Below are 17728 nucleotides of genomic sequence, written 5' to 3'. Positions count from 1 at the left end.
GGGGAGCACCCTGCATGACTCACCTGACGATCGAAGAGCACGCCGTGCCCGGTGGCGGTCCCTACGCCATCACCGCCGGGCCCGACGGTGCGTTGTGGTACACGTTGGTCCACAGTGGACACATCGGTAGGTTGGAACCCGGTGGCGTGCCGGTGAACCACGCCCTGGAACCGGACTGCGGGCCGACCGTGATCACGGCCGGTCCGGACGGCGCGCTGTGGTTCACCGAGTACCGGGCGCACCGGATCGGGCGGATCACGGTGGAGGGGGCGGTGACGGAGTTCCCCCTGTCGGAGTGCGGGCCGTTCGGGATCGTGGCGGGTCCGGACGGGGCGCTGTGGTTCACCGAGACGACGGCGGACCGGATCGGGCGGATCTCGGTGGCGGGGGAGGTGACGGAGTTCGCGCTGCCGATCACGGGCGGGCTGCCGTCGGCGATCGCGGCCGGGAGCGACGGGGCGCTGTGGTTCACGCTCAACCAGGCGGACGCGATCGGGCGGATCACCGTGGCGGGCGAGGTGTCGGTGCACACGCTGCCGACCGACGCGGCCGGACCGGTGGGCTTGGCGGCCGGTCCGGACGGGCGGCTGTGGTTCGTCGAGATCACGGCCGGAAGGGTTGGGCGGATCGACGTGGACGGGGTGGTGGAGGAGTTCCCGCTACCGGACCCGTTGGGCAGACCGCACGCGATCACGGCCGGCCCGGACGGCGCGCTGTGGTTCACGGAGTGGGGCGGCAACCGCGTGGGCCGGCTCGCACCGGACGGGACGGTGCAACTGCACGACCTGCCAACCCCGCGCTCGGAACCACACGGCATCACACTCGGCCCGGACGGCGCTCTGTGGGTGGCCCTGGAAATCGGCACCCTGGCCAGGATCACCCCGGCAACCACCTGACGAGCTCGGCGGGTGGCGGCCCCAACCGCCACCCGCTCCCTTCCCGCCACTGCTCCGCTACTCACCACTCCCGCACCCCGAATTGTCGGTACCCACTGGGACAATGGAACCGGGGGCCGGAGGCCAAGCCGCGCCACAAAACTAGCCGCCAAACACCGAGCCGCCGCTGCCGCTGCCGCCGCCGAGCTGCCGCCGCCGAGCCGCCGAGCCGCCGCCGGCAAGCGCCCACCCACTGCCGCTCCTGCCACCCCCGCCCGGCCACGCCGCTACCACCGCCGGCGGAGGCCTTGTCGCACAGCCGCTCCGGGCGCACGGCGAGCACAAGGTTGTCGCAAGGTGCCACCGGCAGAGTTCGGCACGTAACACCGCAACACCACACTGCAAGGGGGAAAAGTGCAGGTCAACGTGTTGAACAAACTCGCCAAACTGGCCGTCGCACCGGTCGTCGCCGGTGCCCTGCTCTTCGGGTCGCTGGGGGTCGCGGCGGCGGACGACGTCGATCGGACCGGGTTGGTCGAGATCGCCGCCGACCAGGGGGTCGAGGACGCGCCGGACACCAGCGCCGAGGCCGCGGCTGCCGGGTACGGCGGCGCGATCACCCGCGCCGAGGTGCTCAAGCGGGCCAAGTACTGGTGGGACAAGAAGGTGCCCTACAGCATGAAGGGGTACTACCGGGACATCAACGGCGGCAAGAAGTACCGGACCGACTGCTCCGGCTTCGTCTCCATGGCCTGGAAGCTCACCAGCAGCCGCACCACCTACACCCTGCCCGAGGTCTCCAAGCCCATCTCCTGGGCGGCCCTCAAGCCCGGTGACATCGTCCTCAGCAAGGGCCACGTCAAGCTCTTCGAGAAGTGGGCCAACGCCGACAAGACCGTCATGTGGATCTACGAGCAGGGCAGCACCAAGACCGACATGGACCACGAGAAGGTCTCCGTCTCGACCCTGAAGAACGGCGGCTACAAGCCCCGCGCCTACAAGAAGATCAAGTAACGCCGACGAACACCGGGCCGGTCGTCCGATCACCAGGCGACCGGTCCGGCCGCGCGTTCTGTGAACGCATCGTCCATTCGAGCGGTGCTCGGCCGAGTCGGTTGCCGCCCGCTCCGCCCCGTCGCTATCCCTGGGAACCGGGGGAGCCAGGGGAGGGGCTGTGGCGGAATTCCGCCTGTTCGGAGAGGTCGGGTTCACCGTCGGGGGGCGACGGGTGGACGTGGGGCCGCCGCGGCGGCAGGGCGTGCTCGCGGTGCTGTTGGTGGACGTCAACCGGCTGGTGCCGGTGGACGCCCTGGTCGAGCGCGTCTGGCACGACCGCGCCCCGCGCAAGGCCAACGACGTCCTCTACAGCTACGTCTCGCGCCTGAGACAGGTCCTGGCGGCCGACCCGGACATCGGGATCACGCGCCGCTCCGGCGGGTACGTCATCGAGACCGACCCGCTGTCGATCGACCTGCACCGCTTCCGCCGGCTCGTCGCCGAGCAGGCCTTCGACGAGGCCCTCGACCTGTGGCGCGGCACCCCGCTGGACCGCCTCGACACGCCGTGGGCCGAGTCCGTCCGCGAGGCCCTCGCCGTCGAACGGCTCGCCGCCGAGGTCGAGCGCACCGAGCAGCGCCTGGCCCGCAACCTGCCCACGCCCGACCTGCCCGCGCTGGCCGCCGCGCACCCGCTGGACGAGCGCATCGCCCGCCTGCACATGCGGGCCCTCTACCGGGCCGGCCGCCAGGCCGACGCGCTGGACCACTACGAACTCCTCCGCCGCCGGCTCGCCGACGAACTGGGCGCGGACCCGAGCCCGCCGCTGCGCCGCGCCCACGAGGAGATCCTGCGCGGCACCGCCGACGCGCCGCCCCGCCCCGCCGGCCGCAACGACCTGCCCGCCGACGCCGCCGACTTCACCGGCCGCGACCACGAGGTCAAGAGCGTCCTGGCGGCCGTGGAGGACGAGAAGCGCAACGTCGTCGCCATCGACGGCATGGCGGGCGTCGGCAAGACGACCTTCGCCGTCCACGTCGCCCACCACCTGGCCGACCGCTACCCCGACGCCCGCCTGTTCCTCGACCTGCACGCCCACACCGCCGGGCGCGGCCCCACCCCGACCGCCGCCGCCCTCGAAGCGCTGCTGCGCGCGCTGGGCGTGCCCAAGCAGGACGTGCCCGACGGCGTGGACGAGCGGTCCGCGCTGCTGCGCGCCACCCTCGCCGGCCACCGCGTCCTGCTGGTGCTGGACAACGCCGAGAGCGCCGCCCAGGTCCGGCCGCTGCTGCCCGGCGCGGCGGGGTCGCTGGCCGTCGTGACCAGCCGAAGACGCCTGCTCGACCTGCCCGCGTGGTCGCTGTCGCTGGACGTGCTGCCCTTCCCGGACGCGGCGGCGCTGTTCGCCGGCGTCGTCGGGGACGGGCGGCCCGAGCGGCAGCCCGACGCCGCCGCCGAGGTCGTGCGGCTGTGCGAGAACCTGCCGCTGGCCATCCGGCTCGCCGCCGCCCGCCTGCGCAGCCGTCCACAGTGGACCGTCGAGCACCTGGCGGGGCGGCTGCGGGACAACCGGCGGCTGACCGAGCTGGCCGCGGGCGACCTCGGGGTGGCCTCGGCCTTCGAGCTGTCCTACGCCGCCCTGACCGAGGACCGCCGGCGCCTGTTCCGCCTGCTCGGCCTGCACCCCGGCCCGGACGTGGACGTCGAGGCCGCCGCCGCGCTCGCCGACGCCGACCCCGCCGACGTCGAGCCGCTGCTGGAGGACCTGGTGGACGTCCACCTCCTCCAGGAACCCGTGCCCGGCCGCTACCGCTTCCACGACCTGCTGCGCGACCACGCCCGCAAGACCGCCGCGGACACCGAACCCGACCTCGCCGCGCCGGTGTCCCGCCTGGTCGACCACCACCTGGCCGCCACCACCGCGGCCGACCGCGCGCTGACCCCCAAGGGCCGGCAACGCGACGAGCCGGTCGCCCGGCACTTCGCGTCGCGCGACGAAGCCCTCCGCTGGCTCACCGCCGAGCACGCCAACCTGGTCGCGGTGGTCGAGTGGTGCGGGCACGCCGACGAGCCCGACCGGTGCTGGCGGCTGGCCGCCGTCCTGTTCCGCTACCTGCACATCCGCGGCTACACGGCCGACCTGCGGCACGTCCACGAGATCGCGCTGGAGGCCGCCGACCGCGCCGGCGACCCCGACGGCCGGGCCGTGGTGCGCACCAACCTCGGCCTCGCCCTGTACCGGCAGGGCGACTTCACCGCCGCGCACACCCGGCTGCGCGAGGCCGTCGACCTCGACCGCCCGGGGTGCCGCAACCAGGCGCTGGCGGCGCTGGGCAACGCGGCCAAGAAGCTCGGCCGGTTCGAGGAGGCCCTGGCCTGCTTCCACCGCGACCTGGAGCTGTGCCGGGCGGCGGGCAACCGGCACGGCGAGGCGGTCGCGCTGGGCAACCTCGGCGCGTTCCACATCGACATCGCCCGGTACGAGGAGGGTGTGTCCTACCTGGTCCGGACGTTGGACGCGATGCGCGAGGCGGGCGACCGGGTCGGCGAGACGGTCACCCTGGGCAACCTCGGCCAGGTGTACCTGGAGACCGGCCGCCCGGACGACGCCCTGGACCACCTGGGCCGGGCGCTCGCGCTGTGCCAGGAGCTGGGCGACCGGCACGGCGAGGCGCGCACGTTGACCAGCCTGGGCGAGGCGCACGGGCGGCTGGGCCGGTCCGACGAGGCGCTCAAGCACCACCACAAGGCGGTGGAGCTGATCGGCGAGATCGGCAGCCACAGCCTGCGCACGGCCGCGTTCAACGGCCTGGGCGCCACCCTGCGGCACTGCGGCCGACCGGCCGAGGCGCTCACCCAGCACCGCGAGGCGCTGGCCATCGCCCGCCGGATCGGCGAGCCGCTGCAGGAGGCGAAGGCGCTGGACGGCATCGCCGCGTGCCAGTTCGAGGCGGGCCGGCACGTCGAGGCGGAGGCGTCCTGGCGCGCGGCCCTGGCCATCTTCACCGTGCTGCGCCACCTGCCGCAGGTCGCCCGCGTCGAGGCCCGCCTGGCCGGGCTGGAGCCGAGCTGAAGCCGACCCGGATCAGGCGGCACGGCGAAGAGCCCGGGGACGCCAACCCCCGGGCTCTTCCTCGTCTCACACCGAGACCGGCACCTCCTCCGCCGCCGGGGCCGCCGTCCCGGCCGCCGGCACGCGTCGCAACAGCGTCACCGCCAGCACGGCCGCCCCCGCCACCAGCACCGCCGCGACCACCGCGGCCGCGTTGAGCCCGCTGGTGAACGCCGCCCGAGCGTCGTCGACGAAGGTCCCGCCGGCCAGCGCGCCGGACAGCGAGTCGGCGGCCTCGGCGGGCGCGTGGCCCATGCCCGCCTGGTACACGGCGGTGCCGATGCTGCCCATCAGCGCGATGCCCAGCGACACGCCCAGGTCGCTCGCCGTCGTGTTCACCGCCGACGCCGCGCCGGCCTTCTCCGGCGGGGCCGCGCCGATCACCATGCCGGTGGTCAGGGCCATCGTCGGCGCGATGCCGGGGTACAGGACGTAGAACCCGGTGATCAGCACCGGCAGCCCGGCCACGCTCTCCACCTGCGTCAGCACCACGTACCCGACCAGCGACAGCAACGACCCGACGGCCACCACGTACGCGGGCCGCACCCGGCGGGCCAGCACCGGCGACAGCGTGGACACCGCCACCAGCGCCAGGGCCGCGGGCAGGATCCACAGCCCCGACTCCAGCGGCGACAGCCCGGCCACCAGCTGCAAGTACTGCGTGAACAGCAGGTACACGCCGCCGAGCGCGATCGCCGAGAGCAGGAACACGCCCAACGCCCCGCTGAACGTCCGGTTCGCGAACAGCCGCACGTCCAGCAGCGGCACGTCCAGGCGCAACTGCCGTCGCACGAACCACACGCCGAACGCCACCCCCGCCACCGCGGTCAGCACGGCGGTGGGCGTCAACCCGGACTTGGAGAACTCCTTCACCCCGTACACCAGCGGCAGCAGGGTGGCCATGGACAGCAGCACGGACAGCCCGTCCGGCAACCCCGTCCCGGGCGCCTTGTACTCCGGCACCAGCAGCGGCGCGGCGATCACGACCAGCGCCATCACCGGCACGCCGATCAGCAGGGCCGCGCCCCACCAGAACGACTCCAGCAGCAGCCCGCCGACCAGCGGGCCGACCGCCACGCCGACCGACACCGACGCCGCCCACATGCCGATCGCCGTGGCGCGCTGCCTGGCATCCGCGAACATGGCGCTGATCAGCGACAACGTGGACGGCATCACGGCCGCCGCGCCGATGCCCATCAGGGCGCGCGCCCCGATCAGCAGCGTGGCGTCGGGCGCGAACGCGGCGAGCACGGACGCCGCGCCGAACAGGGTCGCGCCGAACAGCAGCACCCTGCGGCGGCCTATCCGGTCGCCGACCGTGCCCATGGCCACCAGCAGGCCGGCCATCATGAAGCCGTAGACGTCGTTGACCCACAGCAGCTCGTTGCCGGTGGGGCGCAGGTCGGCGGCGATCTGCGGGGTGGCCAGGAACAGCACGGTCATGGCCAGGAACAACAGGGTCGTGGGGAGCAGGAGCACGAACAGGCCCAGCCATTCGCGGGGCCCGGCTTTGGCGGACATGGCTTCCTTCACAGGTGGTGGGTGAGGGTGGCGAGCACGCGGTCGGCGCGCCGGGGATCGGGGTGGACGGCGACCTCGCGGACGAGCACCGCGCGCACGGCCGCGAAGACGACGCGCAGGCCCGGCAGCGCGGCCGGTTCGGCGGTGTCGCAGGCGAACGCGACGGGCTTGCCCGACCACGGGTCCGGGCACCAGCCGACGGTGTGCGCGAGCGCCACCGGGAACCGGCGCGGCACCACGACGACGAACCCGGCGGCCACGGCCAGCCACGGCGCGAGGTCGTGCACGGCGGGCGGGGTGCGCTCGCACGCGACCTCGCAGGCGTCGACGAGGTGCAGCAGCGACAGGTCGAGCAGATCGACCTCCAGGTCACCCCGGCGGCGGGCGGCCTCGGCCAGCCACCGCGCGACGGCCCGGTCCGGTTCGCCCTCGACGATGATCGCGAGGTGGGGCAGCTCGTCCACCGGTCGGCTCCTCTCTCATGGGACCCACCGTGGTCCGGGGCGCTCCAGACGCCGTCCAGATCCACTTCGGACGTGCTTCGGGTAGGTTCTGCGCCGTGCGCTTCGGGGTGCTGGGGCCGTTGGCCGTGTGGACGTCGGACGCCCGTCCGGTGCGCATCCCCGAGCTGAAGGTCCGCGCGCTGCTCGCCGAGCTGGTGCTGGAGGCGGGCCGGGTGGTGCCCGCCGACCGGCTCGTGGACCACCTGTGGGGGCAGCGGCTGCCGGCCAACCCGCTGGGCGCGTTGCAGACCCGGGTGTCGCAGCTGCGCGGCGCGCTGGACAACGCCGAGCCCGGGTCACGCGCGCTGGTCGTGTCCCGCCCGCCCGGCTACCTGCTCGACGTGCCGGCCGACGACGTGGACGTGCGGCGGTTCGAGGCCCTGGTCGCGCAGGCCGCGGCGGTCGGGTCGGCGCGGGACCGGGTGGCGCTGCTGGGCGACGCGCTGGCGCTGTGGCGGGGTCCGGCGCTGGCCGACTTCGCCGACGAGGAGTTCGCGCGGGTGGCGGCGGCCCGGTTGGCCGAGCTGTGGCTGACGGCCGTGGAGCAGCGCGCCGAGGCCCGGCTGGAACTGGGCGAGCAGGGCGTGCTCGCCGACGAGCTGGGCGACCTGGTCGAGCGGCACCCGCTGCGGGAACGCCTGCGCGCCGCCCACCTGCGGGCGCTGTACCGGGCGGGGCGGCAGGGCGAGGCGCTGGCCGGCTACCGGGACTTCCGGTCGCGGCTGGCCGACGAGCTGGGGATGGAGCCGGGGCCGGAGCTGGCCGCGCTGCACCGGGCGATCCTGGCCCAGGACCCGGCGCTGGGCGGGACGCGGCCGGTGTCGGCGTCGAACCTGCCGCACGTGTTGGGCGAGCTGGTCGGCCGGGAGGACGCGGTCGGCGCGGTGCGGGCGCTGCCGGACCGGCTGGTCACGTTGACCGGTCCCGGCGGGGTGGGCAAGACCCGGTTGGCGCTGGCGGCGGCGTGGCGGGCGGTGGAGGACTTCCCGGACGGCGTGTGGCTGGTCGAACTGGCCGGCCTGCCCGCCGGGGCCGGGGCCGACGCCGTGGCGGAGCTGGTCGCGGCCGTGGTCGGGGTGCGCGACGAGACGTCGTCCGGGCTGCTCGGGCACCTGGCGGACGCGTTGCGCGGCAAGCGGTTGATGGTCGTGCTGGACAACTGCGAGCACGTCGCGCCGGCGGTGGCCGAGGTGGTCGGCGTGCTCCTGCGCACCGCGCCGGACGTGCGGGTCCTCGCGACCAGCCAACGGCCGTTGGGCGTCGCGGGCGAGGTGCTGTACGCGGTGCCGCCGCTGGCCGAGCCGAGCGCGGTGGACCTGTTCGTGGCCCGTGCCGCCGCGGGCAGCCCCGGGTTCGCGCTCACCCCCGACAACGCCGACGCCGTGGCCGCCATCTGCCGCCGCCTGGACGGCGTCCCGCTCGCCCTGGAGCTGGCCGCGACCCGAGTGCGGGCGCTGGGCGTGCACGAACTGCTGGCCCGCCTGGACGACCGGTTCCGCGTCCTGTCCGCCGGGCACGCCGACGCGCCGGCCCGCCAGCGGACGTTGCGCGCGGTCATCGACTGGAGCTGGGAGCTGCTCGGCGAGGCCGAACGGGCGGTGCTGCGGCGGTTGTCCGTGCACGCCGACGGGTGGACGCTCGCCGCCGCCGAAGCCGTGTGCGGGGACGACCTGGACGTCCTGGACCTGTTGGCCCGCCTGGTGGACCGCTCGCTGGTGACGGTGTCCACTGTGGACGGTTACCGGTACCGGCTGCTGGAGTCGGTGGCCGAGTACAGCGCGGCGAAGCTGACCGAGTCGGGCGAGCGGGCCGAGGTCGAGCGGCGGCACCGCGAGTACTACACGGGTCTGGCGCTGCGCGCGGACGCGCGGCTGCGCGGGCCGGAGCAGCGGGAGTGGTTGCGCCACTTGGACGTGGAGGCCGCGAACCTGCGTGCCGCGCTGGACGGCGCGGTGCGGGAGGGGACCGCGCTGCCGCTGGTGAACGCCCTCGCCTGGTACTGGGTCCTGCGCGGGCGGCTGGGCGAGGGCCGGCGGGCCCTGGCCGCGGCGCTGGCCGCCGGCGGGGCCGAGGACGACGCGGCGACCGCCCGGGTCTGGCTGGCCGCGTTCCTGCTGCGCATGGGCGAGAACCCGGACGCGGACGGCACGGCGGCTCCCCGGCCGCACGACGTGGACGCCTTGGCCGCGCGGGCGCGGGCCGAGGTGTTCCTGGCGATCGCGGGCGTCGGGATCGGCGAGGTGCGCACCGGCGAGGACCAGCTGGCGTCGGCGCTGGAGGTCTTCCAGGGGCTGGGCGACCAGTGGGGCGTCGCGGCCTCACTGGTCGTGCGGTCGCGGCACGCGTTGCTGCGCAGCGACCTGGCGACGCTGACCGAGGCGGGCACCCGGGCGATGGAGCTGTTCACCGCCCTGGGCGATCGGTGGGGCCGCCTGCACGCCACCTACGCGTTGGGCTGGCACGCGGAGATCGTCGGCGACTACGACCGGGCCGCGCACGTGCACCGGTCCGGGCTGCGGATGGCCGAGGACCTCGGGCTGTGGACCGACGTGTCGGACAAGCTCGGCGCGCTGGGCCGGATCGCCCTGCTGACCGGCGACCTGGACCGCGCGGACGACCTGCACGAGCGGGCCCGGCGGGTCGCCGTCGAGCAGGGGTACCCGGTGGGCGAGGAGTTCGCGGAACTGGGCCTGGCGCTCAGCGCGCGGCGGCGGGGCCGGTTCGACGAGGCCGAGGCGAGCCTGCGCAAGTGGCTGGCCTGGGACCGGTCGCTGGGGTCGGACATCGCCCAGGCGATCATCCTGGCCGAGCTGGGGTTCACGGCCGAGCAGCGCGGTGACGCGGAGGCCGCGCGCGCCCTGCACCTGGACGGGCTGGCCGCCGCGCGCCGGGCCGCCGACCCGCGCGCGGTGGCGCTGGCGTTCGAGGGGTTGGCCGGGGTGGCGGAACCGGTCGAGGCGGCGCGGTTGCTGGGCCGGGCGGCGGCCCTGCGGGAGTCGGTGGGCGCGCCGCTGGCCGAGGGCGAGCGGGGCGACGTCACCCGCATCACCGACCGCGCCCGCGCCGCACTCGGGGCCGAGACCTTCGCGGCCGAGTTCGCCCGCGGGCGCGAGACGCCCGAACCCGCCGGGAGCGGCGAACCCGGTTAGCTGCCCGGTCGGCTCTCCTCGGGCGGCTCGGAGTCCGGGAACGGGTCCGGCGTGGTCTTGCGGAGGTCGGCGGCGGTCGACTTGGCGTCGTCGATCAGCTTCTGGTTCTCGGCGAGCTGCCGGTCCTCGCGCGGGGTCCGGACCTCGGGCACTTCCTTCTCCATGCGGCCAGGGTTGCCCGTGGCCGGGTGGGCAAACTCTCAGCGGCCGGGGGCGCGGTGTGGCCCACCATGATCGGTGTGGACGCTGCGACGGAGCACGCCTGGACCCTGCTCGGCGGGGACGCCGAGGCCGCGGCCGCGGTCGGGTACGAGCACGTGGACGGGGTGCTGCCGGCCCGGTTGCCGGTGCGTGAGCTGGCCCGGGCCACGGTCGGGGTGTGCTCGCTGGCCGCCGCCGAACTGCTGGCCCGGCGGGACGGACGGCCCCGGCCCGCGGTCCGGGTGCACGAAGGCGCGGTGGCGGCGGCGTTCGTCAGCGAGCGGCTGGTCCGGATCGACGGGCGGGAGCCGACGGTGTTCGCGCCCCTGTCGCGGTTCTGGCGGGTGGCCGACGGGTGGGTGCGCACGCACGCCAACTACCCGCACCACCGGGAGCGGCTGCTGCGCGTGCTCGGGGTGGGCGACGGGCCCGACGTCGTGTCCCGCGTCGAGGACGTGCTGGCCGGGCTCCCCGCGGTAGCCGTGCAGGAGGACGTGTACGCGGCGGGCGGGTTGGCGGTCGCGGTGACCGAGCGGCCGGTGGAGCGGTCGCCACTGGTCGAGGTGCGGGACACCGGGGCTCGTGGGCGTCGGCTGGGCGCCGCCGGGTTGCCCGCCGAAGGGGTCCGGGTGCTCGACCTGACCCGGGTCATCGCCGGACCGGTGGCGACGCGGACATTGGGGCTGCTCGGGGCGGACGTGCTGCGCGTCGATTCGCCCGGACTGCCCGAGGACGACCTGTGGGACACCGGGTTCGGCAAGCGGTCGGCGCTGCGGGACCTGCGGGTCCAGGGCCTGGACGACCTGCTGGAACGGGCGGACGTCGTGGTCACCGGGTACCGGCCCGGGGCGCTGGACCGCTTCGGGTTGGGGGCCGACGCCCTGCTTCAGCGGCGGCCCGGGTTGGTGGTGGCCCAGCTGAACGCGTGGGGCTGGTCCGGGCCGTGGGCGGGGCGGCGCGGGTTCGACAGCCTGGTGCAGGCCGGCAGCGGGATCGCCGCGGTCGAGTCGGACGGCGAGCGGCCCGGGGTGCTGCCCGCGCAGGCCCTGGACCACGGCACCGGGTACCTGGTCGCCGCCGCCGTGCTGCGGGCGTTGGCGGACGGCGGCGGGCGGCACGTCCGGCTGTCGCTGGCGGGCACGGCGTCGTGGCTGCTGCACGACCTGCGGCCGGCTGAGGTCGGAGGTCGGGCCGGCCACGACGCGGGGGACTGGGTGGAAACGATCGACTCGCCCTACGGTGAACTGCGTCACGTCCGGCCGCCCGTGCACTACGAAGGCGCGCCGCGCACGTGGGCCGGACCGCCCACCCGATGGGGTGACGCTCGCGCAGAGTGGAACAGAGAGTGACAAATCGGGCGAAATGAGACACCCGAGACTGGGCCGATCGAGCGAACGCTTACGGCATCACGGTGACCGTCGGTGTGCGAGGCGGGCCCGGCGGTCGCAGCTCCTGCGCCTGTTCACCCGGTCTTGCGACCGGCAAGCGCCCCCCTGCTGCGACCGCCATCGTCAGGGGTTCACGCCGCGAAAAATCCGACCTCCACAAGCCCCCTGGTCGGATCTTTCCGGGTGGCGGCGTGCCTCCTGGCGACGTCTGGCCCGGCCTTTCGAAGTCCTCTCGGACTTCTCGCTGTTCCAGCTTCGCACCAGGCGCTTACAAGCGGCTGACAAGCCGCCGCGCCGCCGTGGGGTGCGTGGACGCCCCCGCGCGGCCCGGCCGGGGCGGCCGTGCGCCGGCCCGGTCGGCGGCGGCCCGGTACGCCTCCGGCGGGAATTCACGCATTCTTTCTTGTGAATGCGGCGGAACCGGCTCCGGGCGACTCGTGGAATATTCCAGGAAACCGGTCGGTATTGCGTTCGGCGGAACACCCCGGAGCCGTGCTCGACCACCCGGTAGGCGGTGTTCTCGGGCTCGCCACCCTTTCGGCCGTATTGCGCGGTAACCGCGCCGGCTACACTCGGCGACGCAAACAGGGACGGACCGGTGCGACCACCATGGGGGGCGCGGGTTGCGTGTGAACCATGGGCGTAGCCGTCCCGGGTGGACAATTTCCGCCGAGGCCGAGGTGCGATACGACGTCGTGGTCGTGGACGACGTCTTCGACCGCGCGAACACCGCGCTGGCCGAGGTGTCCGCCGCCGCCTACCCCGCCACGAGCCGCCGGTTCGTCGTGCTCGACGCGAACGTGGACCGCCTGCACGGCACGCGCATCCGGGACTACCTGGACCACCACGGCATCACCGACGAGCCGATGGTGCTGCCGGTGTCGGAGGAGCTGAAGACGATGGCGACCGTCGGGGTCGTCGCGGACGCGCTCGGCGCCTTCGGAATCGATCGCCACCAGCCGATCATCGCCGTCGGCGGCGGCGTGCTGCTCGACGTGGTGGGCGTGGTCGCGAGCCTGTACCGGCGCGGCACGCCCCACATCCGGGTGCCCACGACGCTGGTCGGCCTCGTGGACGCCGGCGTCGGCGCGAAGACCGGCGTCAACCACGGCGACCACAAGAACCTGTTCGGCGCGTACCACCCGCCGCTGGCCGCGCTGCTGGACCGCACGCTGCTGGCCACCCTCGACGAGCGGCACGTCGTCAACGGCCTCGCCGAGGTGCTGAAGATCGCGCTGGTGCGCGACCGGGAACTGTTCGAGCTGATTGCACAACACGGCCCCGGGCTCGTCCGCGATCGGTTCCGCACCGGTGGCGCGGAGGTGCTCGACCGCGCGGTGGACGGAATGTTGAGCGAGTTGGCGGACAATCTGTGGGAGCACCGCCTGGACCGGCTCGTGGATTTCGGCCACTCGATCAGCCCGGTGCTGGAGATGAAAGCCCTCCCGGAATTGCTGCACGGCGAGGCGGTGGCCGTGGACATGGCATTGTTCACGGTCGTGGCGGCCCGGCGCGGGCTGCTCGAACCGGCGGACCGCGACCGAATACTGGACGTCCTGCGCGCCACCGGTCTACCCGTCTCGCATGAACTCCTCGGGCCCGCACTGTTGCGGGAAGGTCTCGCGGCGACGACGCGGCACCGCGGTGGCCGCCAGCGCCTGCCGCTGCCGACCGGCATCGGGTCCGCGGTGTTCTGCGACGACGTGACGGAAGGGGAGCTGGCCGTGGCCGCCAAGGAACTCGGGGAGCTGCGGTGACCGGTGAGCTGGTCGTCGGCGACACGTCGTCGGCGTCTGCCGTGCGGGACGTGCACGGCGCGGCCGGGGCGTCGGAGTGGAAGTGCTTCGCGCGGCGGACGTGGCTGCGCGGCGACTGGGAGGCCGTGGAGTGGGCGCGCATCCCGCCGGGCGGGGTGAGCGGCGAGCACGTGCACACCCGGACGGAGGAGGTCTACTTCATCCTGTCCGGGCGCGGCGAGATCCTGCTCGACGGCGTGGCCACCGAGGTCGGTCCCGGGGACGTCGTGCTGACCGGGCTGGGGACCAGGCACGGCCTGCGCGCGCTGGGCGACGAGGGCGTGACGTGGCTGGTGGTCGAGGTGCTCGGGCCGCGGACGGCGGCGGTGCTGCGCGGGGAGGCGTCGTGAACGCGGGCGTGTTCCACCTGGGTTCGCCGGGCGAGATCGACCCCCGGACCGTGTTGACCGGTCCGTTGAGCGCGATCCGGCGGGTGCGGGTCGCGGCGGGCGGCTCGGTCGAGCTGGCGGCGGACGGGGTCGAGTTCAGCTTCTTCGTCCTGGCGGGCGGGGGGACGGCCGTGACGGCGGCGACCTCGGTGGACCTGCGCGCCGGGGTGTCGGTGACCGCGCCGCTGGGGACGGTCGTGACCCTGGCGGCCGGCGCGGAGGGTCTGGAGTACTTCCTGGTGCAGCTCGACGTGCCGGGCGGGGGCGGGTCGTGATCGTGACCCCGCCGGCCGCGCCGTCCCGGACGTTCGGTGGCGGCGGGTCGGTGACGTGGCGGTGCCTGGTGCGGCGCGGGATGCTGCACTCGGAGACCGAGTCGGTGGACGTCGTGCGACTGCCGGCCGGCGGTGTGTTCGCCCCGCCGGGTACCGAGGGCATCGAGTCGGCCTGGCTCCTCCTCGACGGTTCCGCGACACTCACCCCCCACCCCACCCCTCCCGCCGCCAATCCGGTAACCGCCGCAGGCTCCACCGCGGTCGCGGCGGGGGATGTCGTGCTCGTCCCGGTCGGCGGCGCGCGGCTCACCGCCGGTCCCGAGGGTGTCGAGTTCCTGTGGGTCGCCGTGTTGCCCGCCGCGGTCTCGCGTGCCCTGCCGCCGCGGTCACCGGTGGCCCCGTGAGCGCGCCCCAGCACACGCGCCGGCTGGTCGGCGCCTGGCCGACCGGGACCATGCCCGCCGCGCTGATCACCGGGCGCGAGCGGGTCGAGGTGGGCACCGTCCCCATCCCCGAGCGGCGCGCCGGGCACGTCCTGGTCCGCACCCACTACCTCGGCCTGTGCGGCACCGACCTGGAGCTGTACCACGGCACCGCCTCCTACCTGCGCGACGGCCGCGCCCGCCACCCCCACGTCTTCGGCCACGAGTGGTGGGGCGAGGTCGTCGCCGCGGACGACGCGCCCGGCTTCACCCCCGGCGACCCCGTCGTCGGCCACACCATGATCACGTGCGGCCGGTGCGCCCGCTGCCGCCGAGGCGCTCGGCAGCAGTGCGCGCGCATGACCGAGGTCGGCCTGTACGGGCAGCAGGGCGCGGCGGCGAAGTTCGTCAGGATGCCCGCGCACGCCCTCACCGTGCTGCCCGACTCGCTGGCCGTGCCGTGGGCGGTGTTCGTGGAACCCGCCGTGACGGTGGTGGAGGCGTTCCGCCGGGCGCGGGTCCGGCCGGACGACCGGGTCGCCGTCGTCGGCACCGGCACGATCGGCCTGCTGTCGGTGCAACTCGCGTCCAGGTGGTCCGAACAGGTGATCGCGGTCGGCATCGACCCGGCCGGGCTGGCGCTCGCCGGCTGCCCGGCGCACCTGGTCCCCGACGCGCCGCCCGGCGAGCACTCGCTGGTGGTGGAGGCGTCCGGCGGGTCGGGGGCGCTGGCCACGGCGCTGCGGCTGGTCGAGCGGGGTGGCCGGATCGCGCTGGTCGGGGTGTCGAACGAGCCCGAGGAGGGCTTGGTGCCCGGCGACGTCGCGTTGCGCGGGGTGGACGTGCTCGGCGTCCAGCACGGCGTCGACCACTACGCGGAGACGGTCCGGATGTTCGCCGACGGCGTCCTCGACGGCGCGCGCCTGGTCGCCGCCGTCGTGCCGGCCCGCACCCCGGAACGGGCGTTTGAACTGCTGGCCCGCGGCCGATCCGGACCGCCCAAGGTGATCATCGGAGCGGACTGGTGACGACGCTGGTGCGAACGTCCGAAGTGGACGGTGTGGTGGTCGGGACGGACCTCGGCACGATCGCCCTGCGCACCGGCGACTTCGCGGTGGGGGGTGACGCCGAGACGGCCGTCCTGGTGATCGCCGGACAGGCGCACCTGCGGGAGGCGGCCGAGGGTGACCCGAGCGGTGGCGCGGGTGTCGGGCGGGGTGGCGCGGAGGGCCTCGGTGTCGGGGACGGCCTCGGTGTCGGGGACGGTCTCGGTGTCGGGGACGGCGTGTGCGGCCCCGCGCGGCTCGGCGGCGGGGCGCGGCTGCTGGTGCTGACCTCCCGCCACCCCGCCCCGTCGCGCGCCCGCACCTGGCGCTTCGCCCCCGCCGGCCAGGCCGCCGAGCACGCCACGGCCGCGGACCACCTGCTGGCGGACGGGGGCGGGTTCACCGACATGGGGGTGCGGTGGCTCGCCACCGCCGACACCCTCGGCACCGCCGGCCTCGTCGTCGCGACCTCCACCTTCGCCCCCGGCGGCCACCACGAGCCGCACCGCCACCCGCACGCCGACGAGTTCTTCCTCGTCCTGCGCGGCGGCGGGCACCACCACGCGTCGGACGGGCCGATCCGGCTCGACCCCGGCGACCTCGTCCACGTGCCCGCCGGCGAGCCGCACGGCTTCCGCACCGACCCGGGCACCGTCACCACCGCGCTCTACGGCTACCTCGGCGCGGGCAGTCTCGACCAGGCCGGTTACGAAGTCGAAGGCGGTGCGCGCTGATGGCCAGACGCAGGGCGGTGGTGACCGGGGCCAGCTCCGGGATCGGCAAGGCCGCGGCCGTCCTCTTGGCGCGCGACGACCACGACGTCGCCATCGGCTACCGGTCCGATGTGGACGGCGCCAACCGGGTCAAGGACCTGGTGGAGGCGGAAGGCGGCAAGGCCGTCACCTTCCGCCTCGACCACGCCGAACCCGAGCGGGCCGCCCGCGCCGTGGACCGGGCCGTCGACGACCTCGGCGGTGTGGACGTGTTCGTCAACAACGCGGGCGTCAACCACCGCGGCAGGTTCCTCGACGAGTCCCTCGCCGACTGGCAGCGCCTGCTCGCCGTCGACCTCACCGGCCCGTTCGCCTGCGCCCAGGCGGTCGCCCGGCGGATGGTCGAGCAGGGCGCCGGCGGCCGGATCGTCAACGTCACCTCCGTGCACGAGCTGATCCCCATCGACGGCGGCTCCGCCTACTGCGCCGCCAAGGGCGGTCTGCTGATGCTCACCCGGGTGATGGCCCTCGAACTCGCCGAGCACGGCATCACCGTCAACGCGGTGGCCCCCGGCGAGACCGCCACCCCCATGAACGGCGTCCCCGACCACGTGGACGCGGCCGACATCGACCGGCCGATGATCCCGGTCGGCCGCCCCGGCCGCGCCGAGGAGGTGGCCGCGCTGATCGCCCACCTGGCGAGCGACGCGGCGGCCTACATCACCGGCTCGACGCTGCACATCGACGGCGGGCTGGCGCTGATGGGCGCGATTCCCAACCAGGCTTACGCGGGGAGGATCTGATGGCGATTCCGGGCGCGCGGGCCGTGCACCACGTCGCGTACACGGTGCCGGACCTCGACCAGGCGGTGCGGTTCTTCGTCGACGTCGTCGGCGCGGAACTGGTCTACCGGCTCGGGCCGGTGGAGGACCCCGACGGCGACTGGATGACGCGCAAGCTCGGCGTCGATCCCCAGGCGTCCACGAACATCGCGATGCTGCGGCTGGGGCCGGTGACCAACCTCGAACTGTTCGAGTACACCGCGCCCGACCAGCGCCGCGAGCTGCCGCGCAACAGCGACTGGGGCGGCCACCACCTCGCCATCCACGTGGACGACGTGGACGCGGCCGTGGCGTACCTGCGCGACCAGCCCGGCGTCACGGTCCTGGGCGAGCCGGAGACCATCGAGGACGGCCCCATCGCCGGCGACCGCTGGGTGTACTTCACCACGCCGTGGGGCATGCAGCTGGAGCTGATCAACCTGCCGCCGGGCGCGCCCTTCGAGCTGGAGACCGAGGCGCGGCTCTACACACCGGGCGTGCCCTGGCGGAACCGGTAGCCG

The 17728-nt window shown here is 74.8% G+C and carries 16 protein-coding genes; 13 read left to right on the top strand and 3 right to left on the bottom strand.

Translation table 11 applies throughout. The annotated features are described in order from the left end of the window. Positions 1 to 14 precede the first annotated feature (14 nt). The 3 genes from AB0A74_RS17990 (at position 15) to AB0A74_RS17980 (ending at position 4944) form a co-directional block, all read left to right on the top strand. Positions 15 to 896, top strand: a complete 882-nt coding sequence (locus tag AB0A74_RS17990; RefSeq protein WP_358250696.1) for an SMP-30/gluconolactonase/LRE family protein — start codon at positions 15 to 17, stop codon at positions 894 to 896. Between the two features lie 393 nt (positions 897 to 1289). Beyond that, a complete protein-coding gene (locus tag AB0A74_RS17985) occupies positions 1290 to 1889 on the top strand; it encodes a hypothetical protein (RefSeq protein ID WP_358250694.1) in 600 nt (199 codons plus the stop codon). Positions 1890 to 2049: 160 nt separating this feature from the next. Then, positions 2050 to 4944 carry a tetratricopeptide repeat protein gene (locus AB0A74_RS17980; RefSeq protein WP_358250692.1) on the top strand — a complete coding sequence of 965 codons (2895 nt, stop codon included), beginning with the start codon at positions 2050 to 2052 and terminating at the stop codon, positions 4942 to 4944. A 66-nt stretch (positions 4945 to 5010) separates the two neighbouring features. Here the strand turns inward: AB0A74_RS17980 and AB0A74_RS17975 are convergent, their stop codons facing one another. Next, on the bottom strand, positions 5011 to 6504 hold the full coding sequence (locus tag AB0A74_RS17975) for an MFS transporter (protein ID WP_358250690.1): 1494 nt from the start codon (positions 6502 to 6504) through the stop codon (positions 5011 to 5013). Positions 6505 to 6512: 8 nt separating this feature from the next. Continuing rightward, the gene (locus tag AB0A74_RS17970; protein ID WP_358250688.1) at positions 6513 to 6968 is read right to left on the bottom strand and encodes an NAD(P)H-dependent oxidoreductase; all 456 of its coding nucleotides are present in this window, start codon (positions 6966 to 6968) and stop codon (positions 6513 to 6515) included. 95 nt (positions 6969 to 7063) lie between these two features. On the opposite strand from AB0A74_RS17970, the gene AB0A74_RS17965 reads away from it, so the two are divergent. Next, the gene (locus AB0A74_RS17965) at positions 7064 to 10156 is read left to right on the top strand and encodes a BTAD domain-containing putative transcriptional regulator (protein ID WP_358250686.1); all 3093 of its coding nucleotides are present in this window, start codon (positions 7064 to 7066) and stop codon (positions 10154 to 10156) included. Here AB0A74_RS17965 and AB0A74_RS17960 read toward each other — a convergent pair. Continuing rightward, on the bottom strand, positions 10153 to 10320 hold the full coding sequence (locus AB0A74_RS17960; RefSeq protein WP_343933094.1) for a hypothetical protein: 168 nt from the start codon (positions 10318 to 10320) through the stop codon (positions 10153 to 10155). The genes AB0A74_RS17965 and AB0A74_RS17960 overlap by 4 nt on opposite strands. 66 nt (positions 10321 to 10386) lie before the next feature. On the opposite strand from AB0A74_RS17960, the gene AB0A74_RS17955 reads away from it, so the two are divergent. The 9 genes from AB0A74_RS17955 to AB0A74_RS17915 all read left to right on the top strand — a co-directional run bounded on the left by AB0A74_RS17955 (position 10387) and on the right by AB0A74_RS17915 (position 17725). Further along, positions 10387 to 11706, top strand: a complete 1320-nt coding sequence (locus AB0A74_RS17955) for a CoA transferase (protein WP_358250684.1) — start codon at positions 10387 to 10389, stop codon at positions 11704 to 11706. A gap of 719 nt (positions 11707 to 12425) precedes the next feature. Continuing rightward, positions 12426 to 13502 (top strand): sedoheptulose 7-phosphate cyclase, encoded by a 1077-nt coding sequence (locus tag AB0A74_RS17950; protein WP_358250682.1) that lies wholly within the window; start codon positions 12426 to 12428, stop codon positions 13500 to 13502. After that, positions 13499 to 13891 carry a cupin domain-containing protein gene (locus AB0A74_RS17945; RefSeq protein ID WP_358250680.1) on the top strand — a complete coding sequence of 131 codons (393 nt, stop codon included), beginning with the start codon at positions 13499 to 13501 and terminating at the stop codon, positions 13889 to 13891. Before AB0A74_RS17950 ends, AB0A74_RS17945 begins: the two co-directional genes overlap by 4 nt. Next, positions 13888 to 14205, top strand: coding sequence for a hypothetical protein (locus tag AB0A74_RS17940; RefSeq protein ID WP_358250678.1), 318 nt, complete (start codon positions 13888 to 13890; stop codon positions 14203 to 14205). The genes AB0A74_RS17945 and AB0A74_RS17940 overlap by 4 nt, the downstream gene beginning before the upstream one ends. Beyond that, a complete protein-coding gene (locus AB0A74_RS17935) occupies positions 14202 to 14609 on the top strand; it encodes a cupin domain-containing protein (RefSeq protein ID WP_358250676.1) in 408 nt (135 codons plus the stop codon). Before AB0A74_RS17940 ends, AB0A74_RS17935 begins: the two co-directional genes overlap by 4 nt. Further along, positions 14606 to 15655: an alcohol dehydrogenase catalytic domain-containing protein gene (locus AB0A74_RS17930; RefSeq protein WP_358250675.1), complete on the top strand. Its 1050-nt coding sequence runs from the start codon at positions 14606 to 14608 to the stop codon at positions 15653 to 15655. Before AB0A74_RS17935 ends, AB0A74_RS17930 begins: the two co-directional genes overlap by 4 nt. Further along, the gene (locus AB0A74_RS17925) at positions 15652 to 16407 is read left to right on the top strand and encodes a cupin domain-containing protein (RefSeq protein WP_358250673.1); all 756 of its coding nucleotides are present in this window, start codon (positions 15652 to 15654) and stop codon (positions 16405 to 16407) included. The genes AB0A74_RS17930 and AB0A74_RS17925 overlap by 4 nt, the downstream gene beginning before the upstream one ends. Beyond that, positions 16407 to 17189, top strand: coding sequence for an SDR family oxidoreductase (locus AB0A74_RS17920; protein WP_358250671.1), 783 nt, complete (start codon positions 16407 to 16409; stop codon positions 17187 to 17189). Before AB0A74_RS17925 ends, AB0A74_RS17920 begins: the two co-directional genes overlap by 1 nt. Then, positions 17189 to 17725 carry a VOC family protein gene (locus AB0A74_RS17915; protein ID WP_358250669.1) on the top strand — a complete coding sequence of 179 codons (537 nt, stop codon included), beginning with the start codon at positions 17189 to 17191 and terminating at the stop codon, positions 17723 to 17725. Before AB0A74_RS17920 ends, AB0A74_RS17915 begins: the two co-directional genes overlap by 1 nt. Positions 17726 to 17728: the final 3 nt, after the last annotated feature.

Origin of the sequence: Saccharothrix sp. NPDC042600 (assembly GCF_040647305.1) — a bacterium.
Classification (GTDB): Bacteria; Actinomycetota; Actinomycetes; order Mycobacteriales; family Pseudonocardiaceae; genus Actinosynnema; species Actinosynnema mutabilis.
Note: the sequence above shows the minus strand (reverse complement) of the source record. Positions and strands in the feature narration are given on the sequence as shown.

Excerpts from the sequence above, each read along its gene's own strand:
- AB0A74_RS17990 (WP_358250696.1), top strand. The coding sequence starts at position 15 with ATGACTCACCTGACGATCGAAGAGCACGCCGTGCCCGGTGGCGGTCCC.
- AB0A74_RS17975 (WP_358250690.1), bottom strand. The coding sequence starts at position 6,504 with ATGTCCGCCAAAGCCGGGCCCCGCGAATGGCTGGGCCTGTTCGTGCTC.
- AB0A74_RS17960 (WP_343933094.1), bottom strand. The coding sequence starts at position 10,320 with ATGGAGAAGGAAGTGCCCGAGGTCCGGACCCCGCGCGAGGACCGGCAG.
- AB0A74_RS17955 (WP_358250684.1), top strand. The coding sequence starts at position 10,387 with ATGATCGGTGTGGACGCTGCGACGGAGCACGCCTGGACCCTGCTCGGC.
- AB0A74_RS17920 (WP_358250671.1), top strand. The coding sequence starts at position 16,407 with ATGGCCAGACGCAGGGCGGTGGTGACCGGGGCCAGCTCCGGGATCGGC.
- AB0A74_RS17915 (WP_358250669.1), top strand. The coding sequence starts at position 17,189 with ATGGCGATTCCGGGCGCGCGGGCCGTGCACCACGTCGCGTACACGGTG.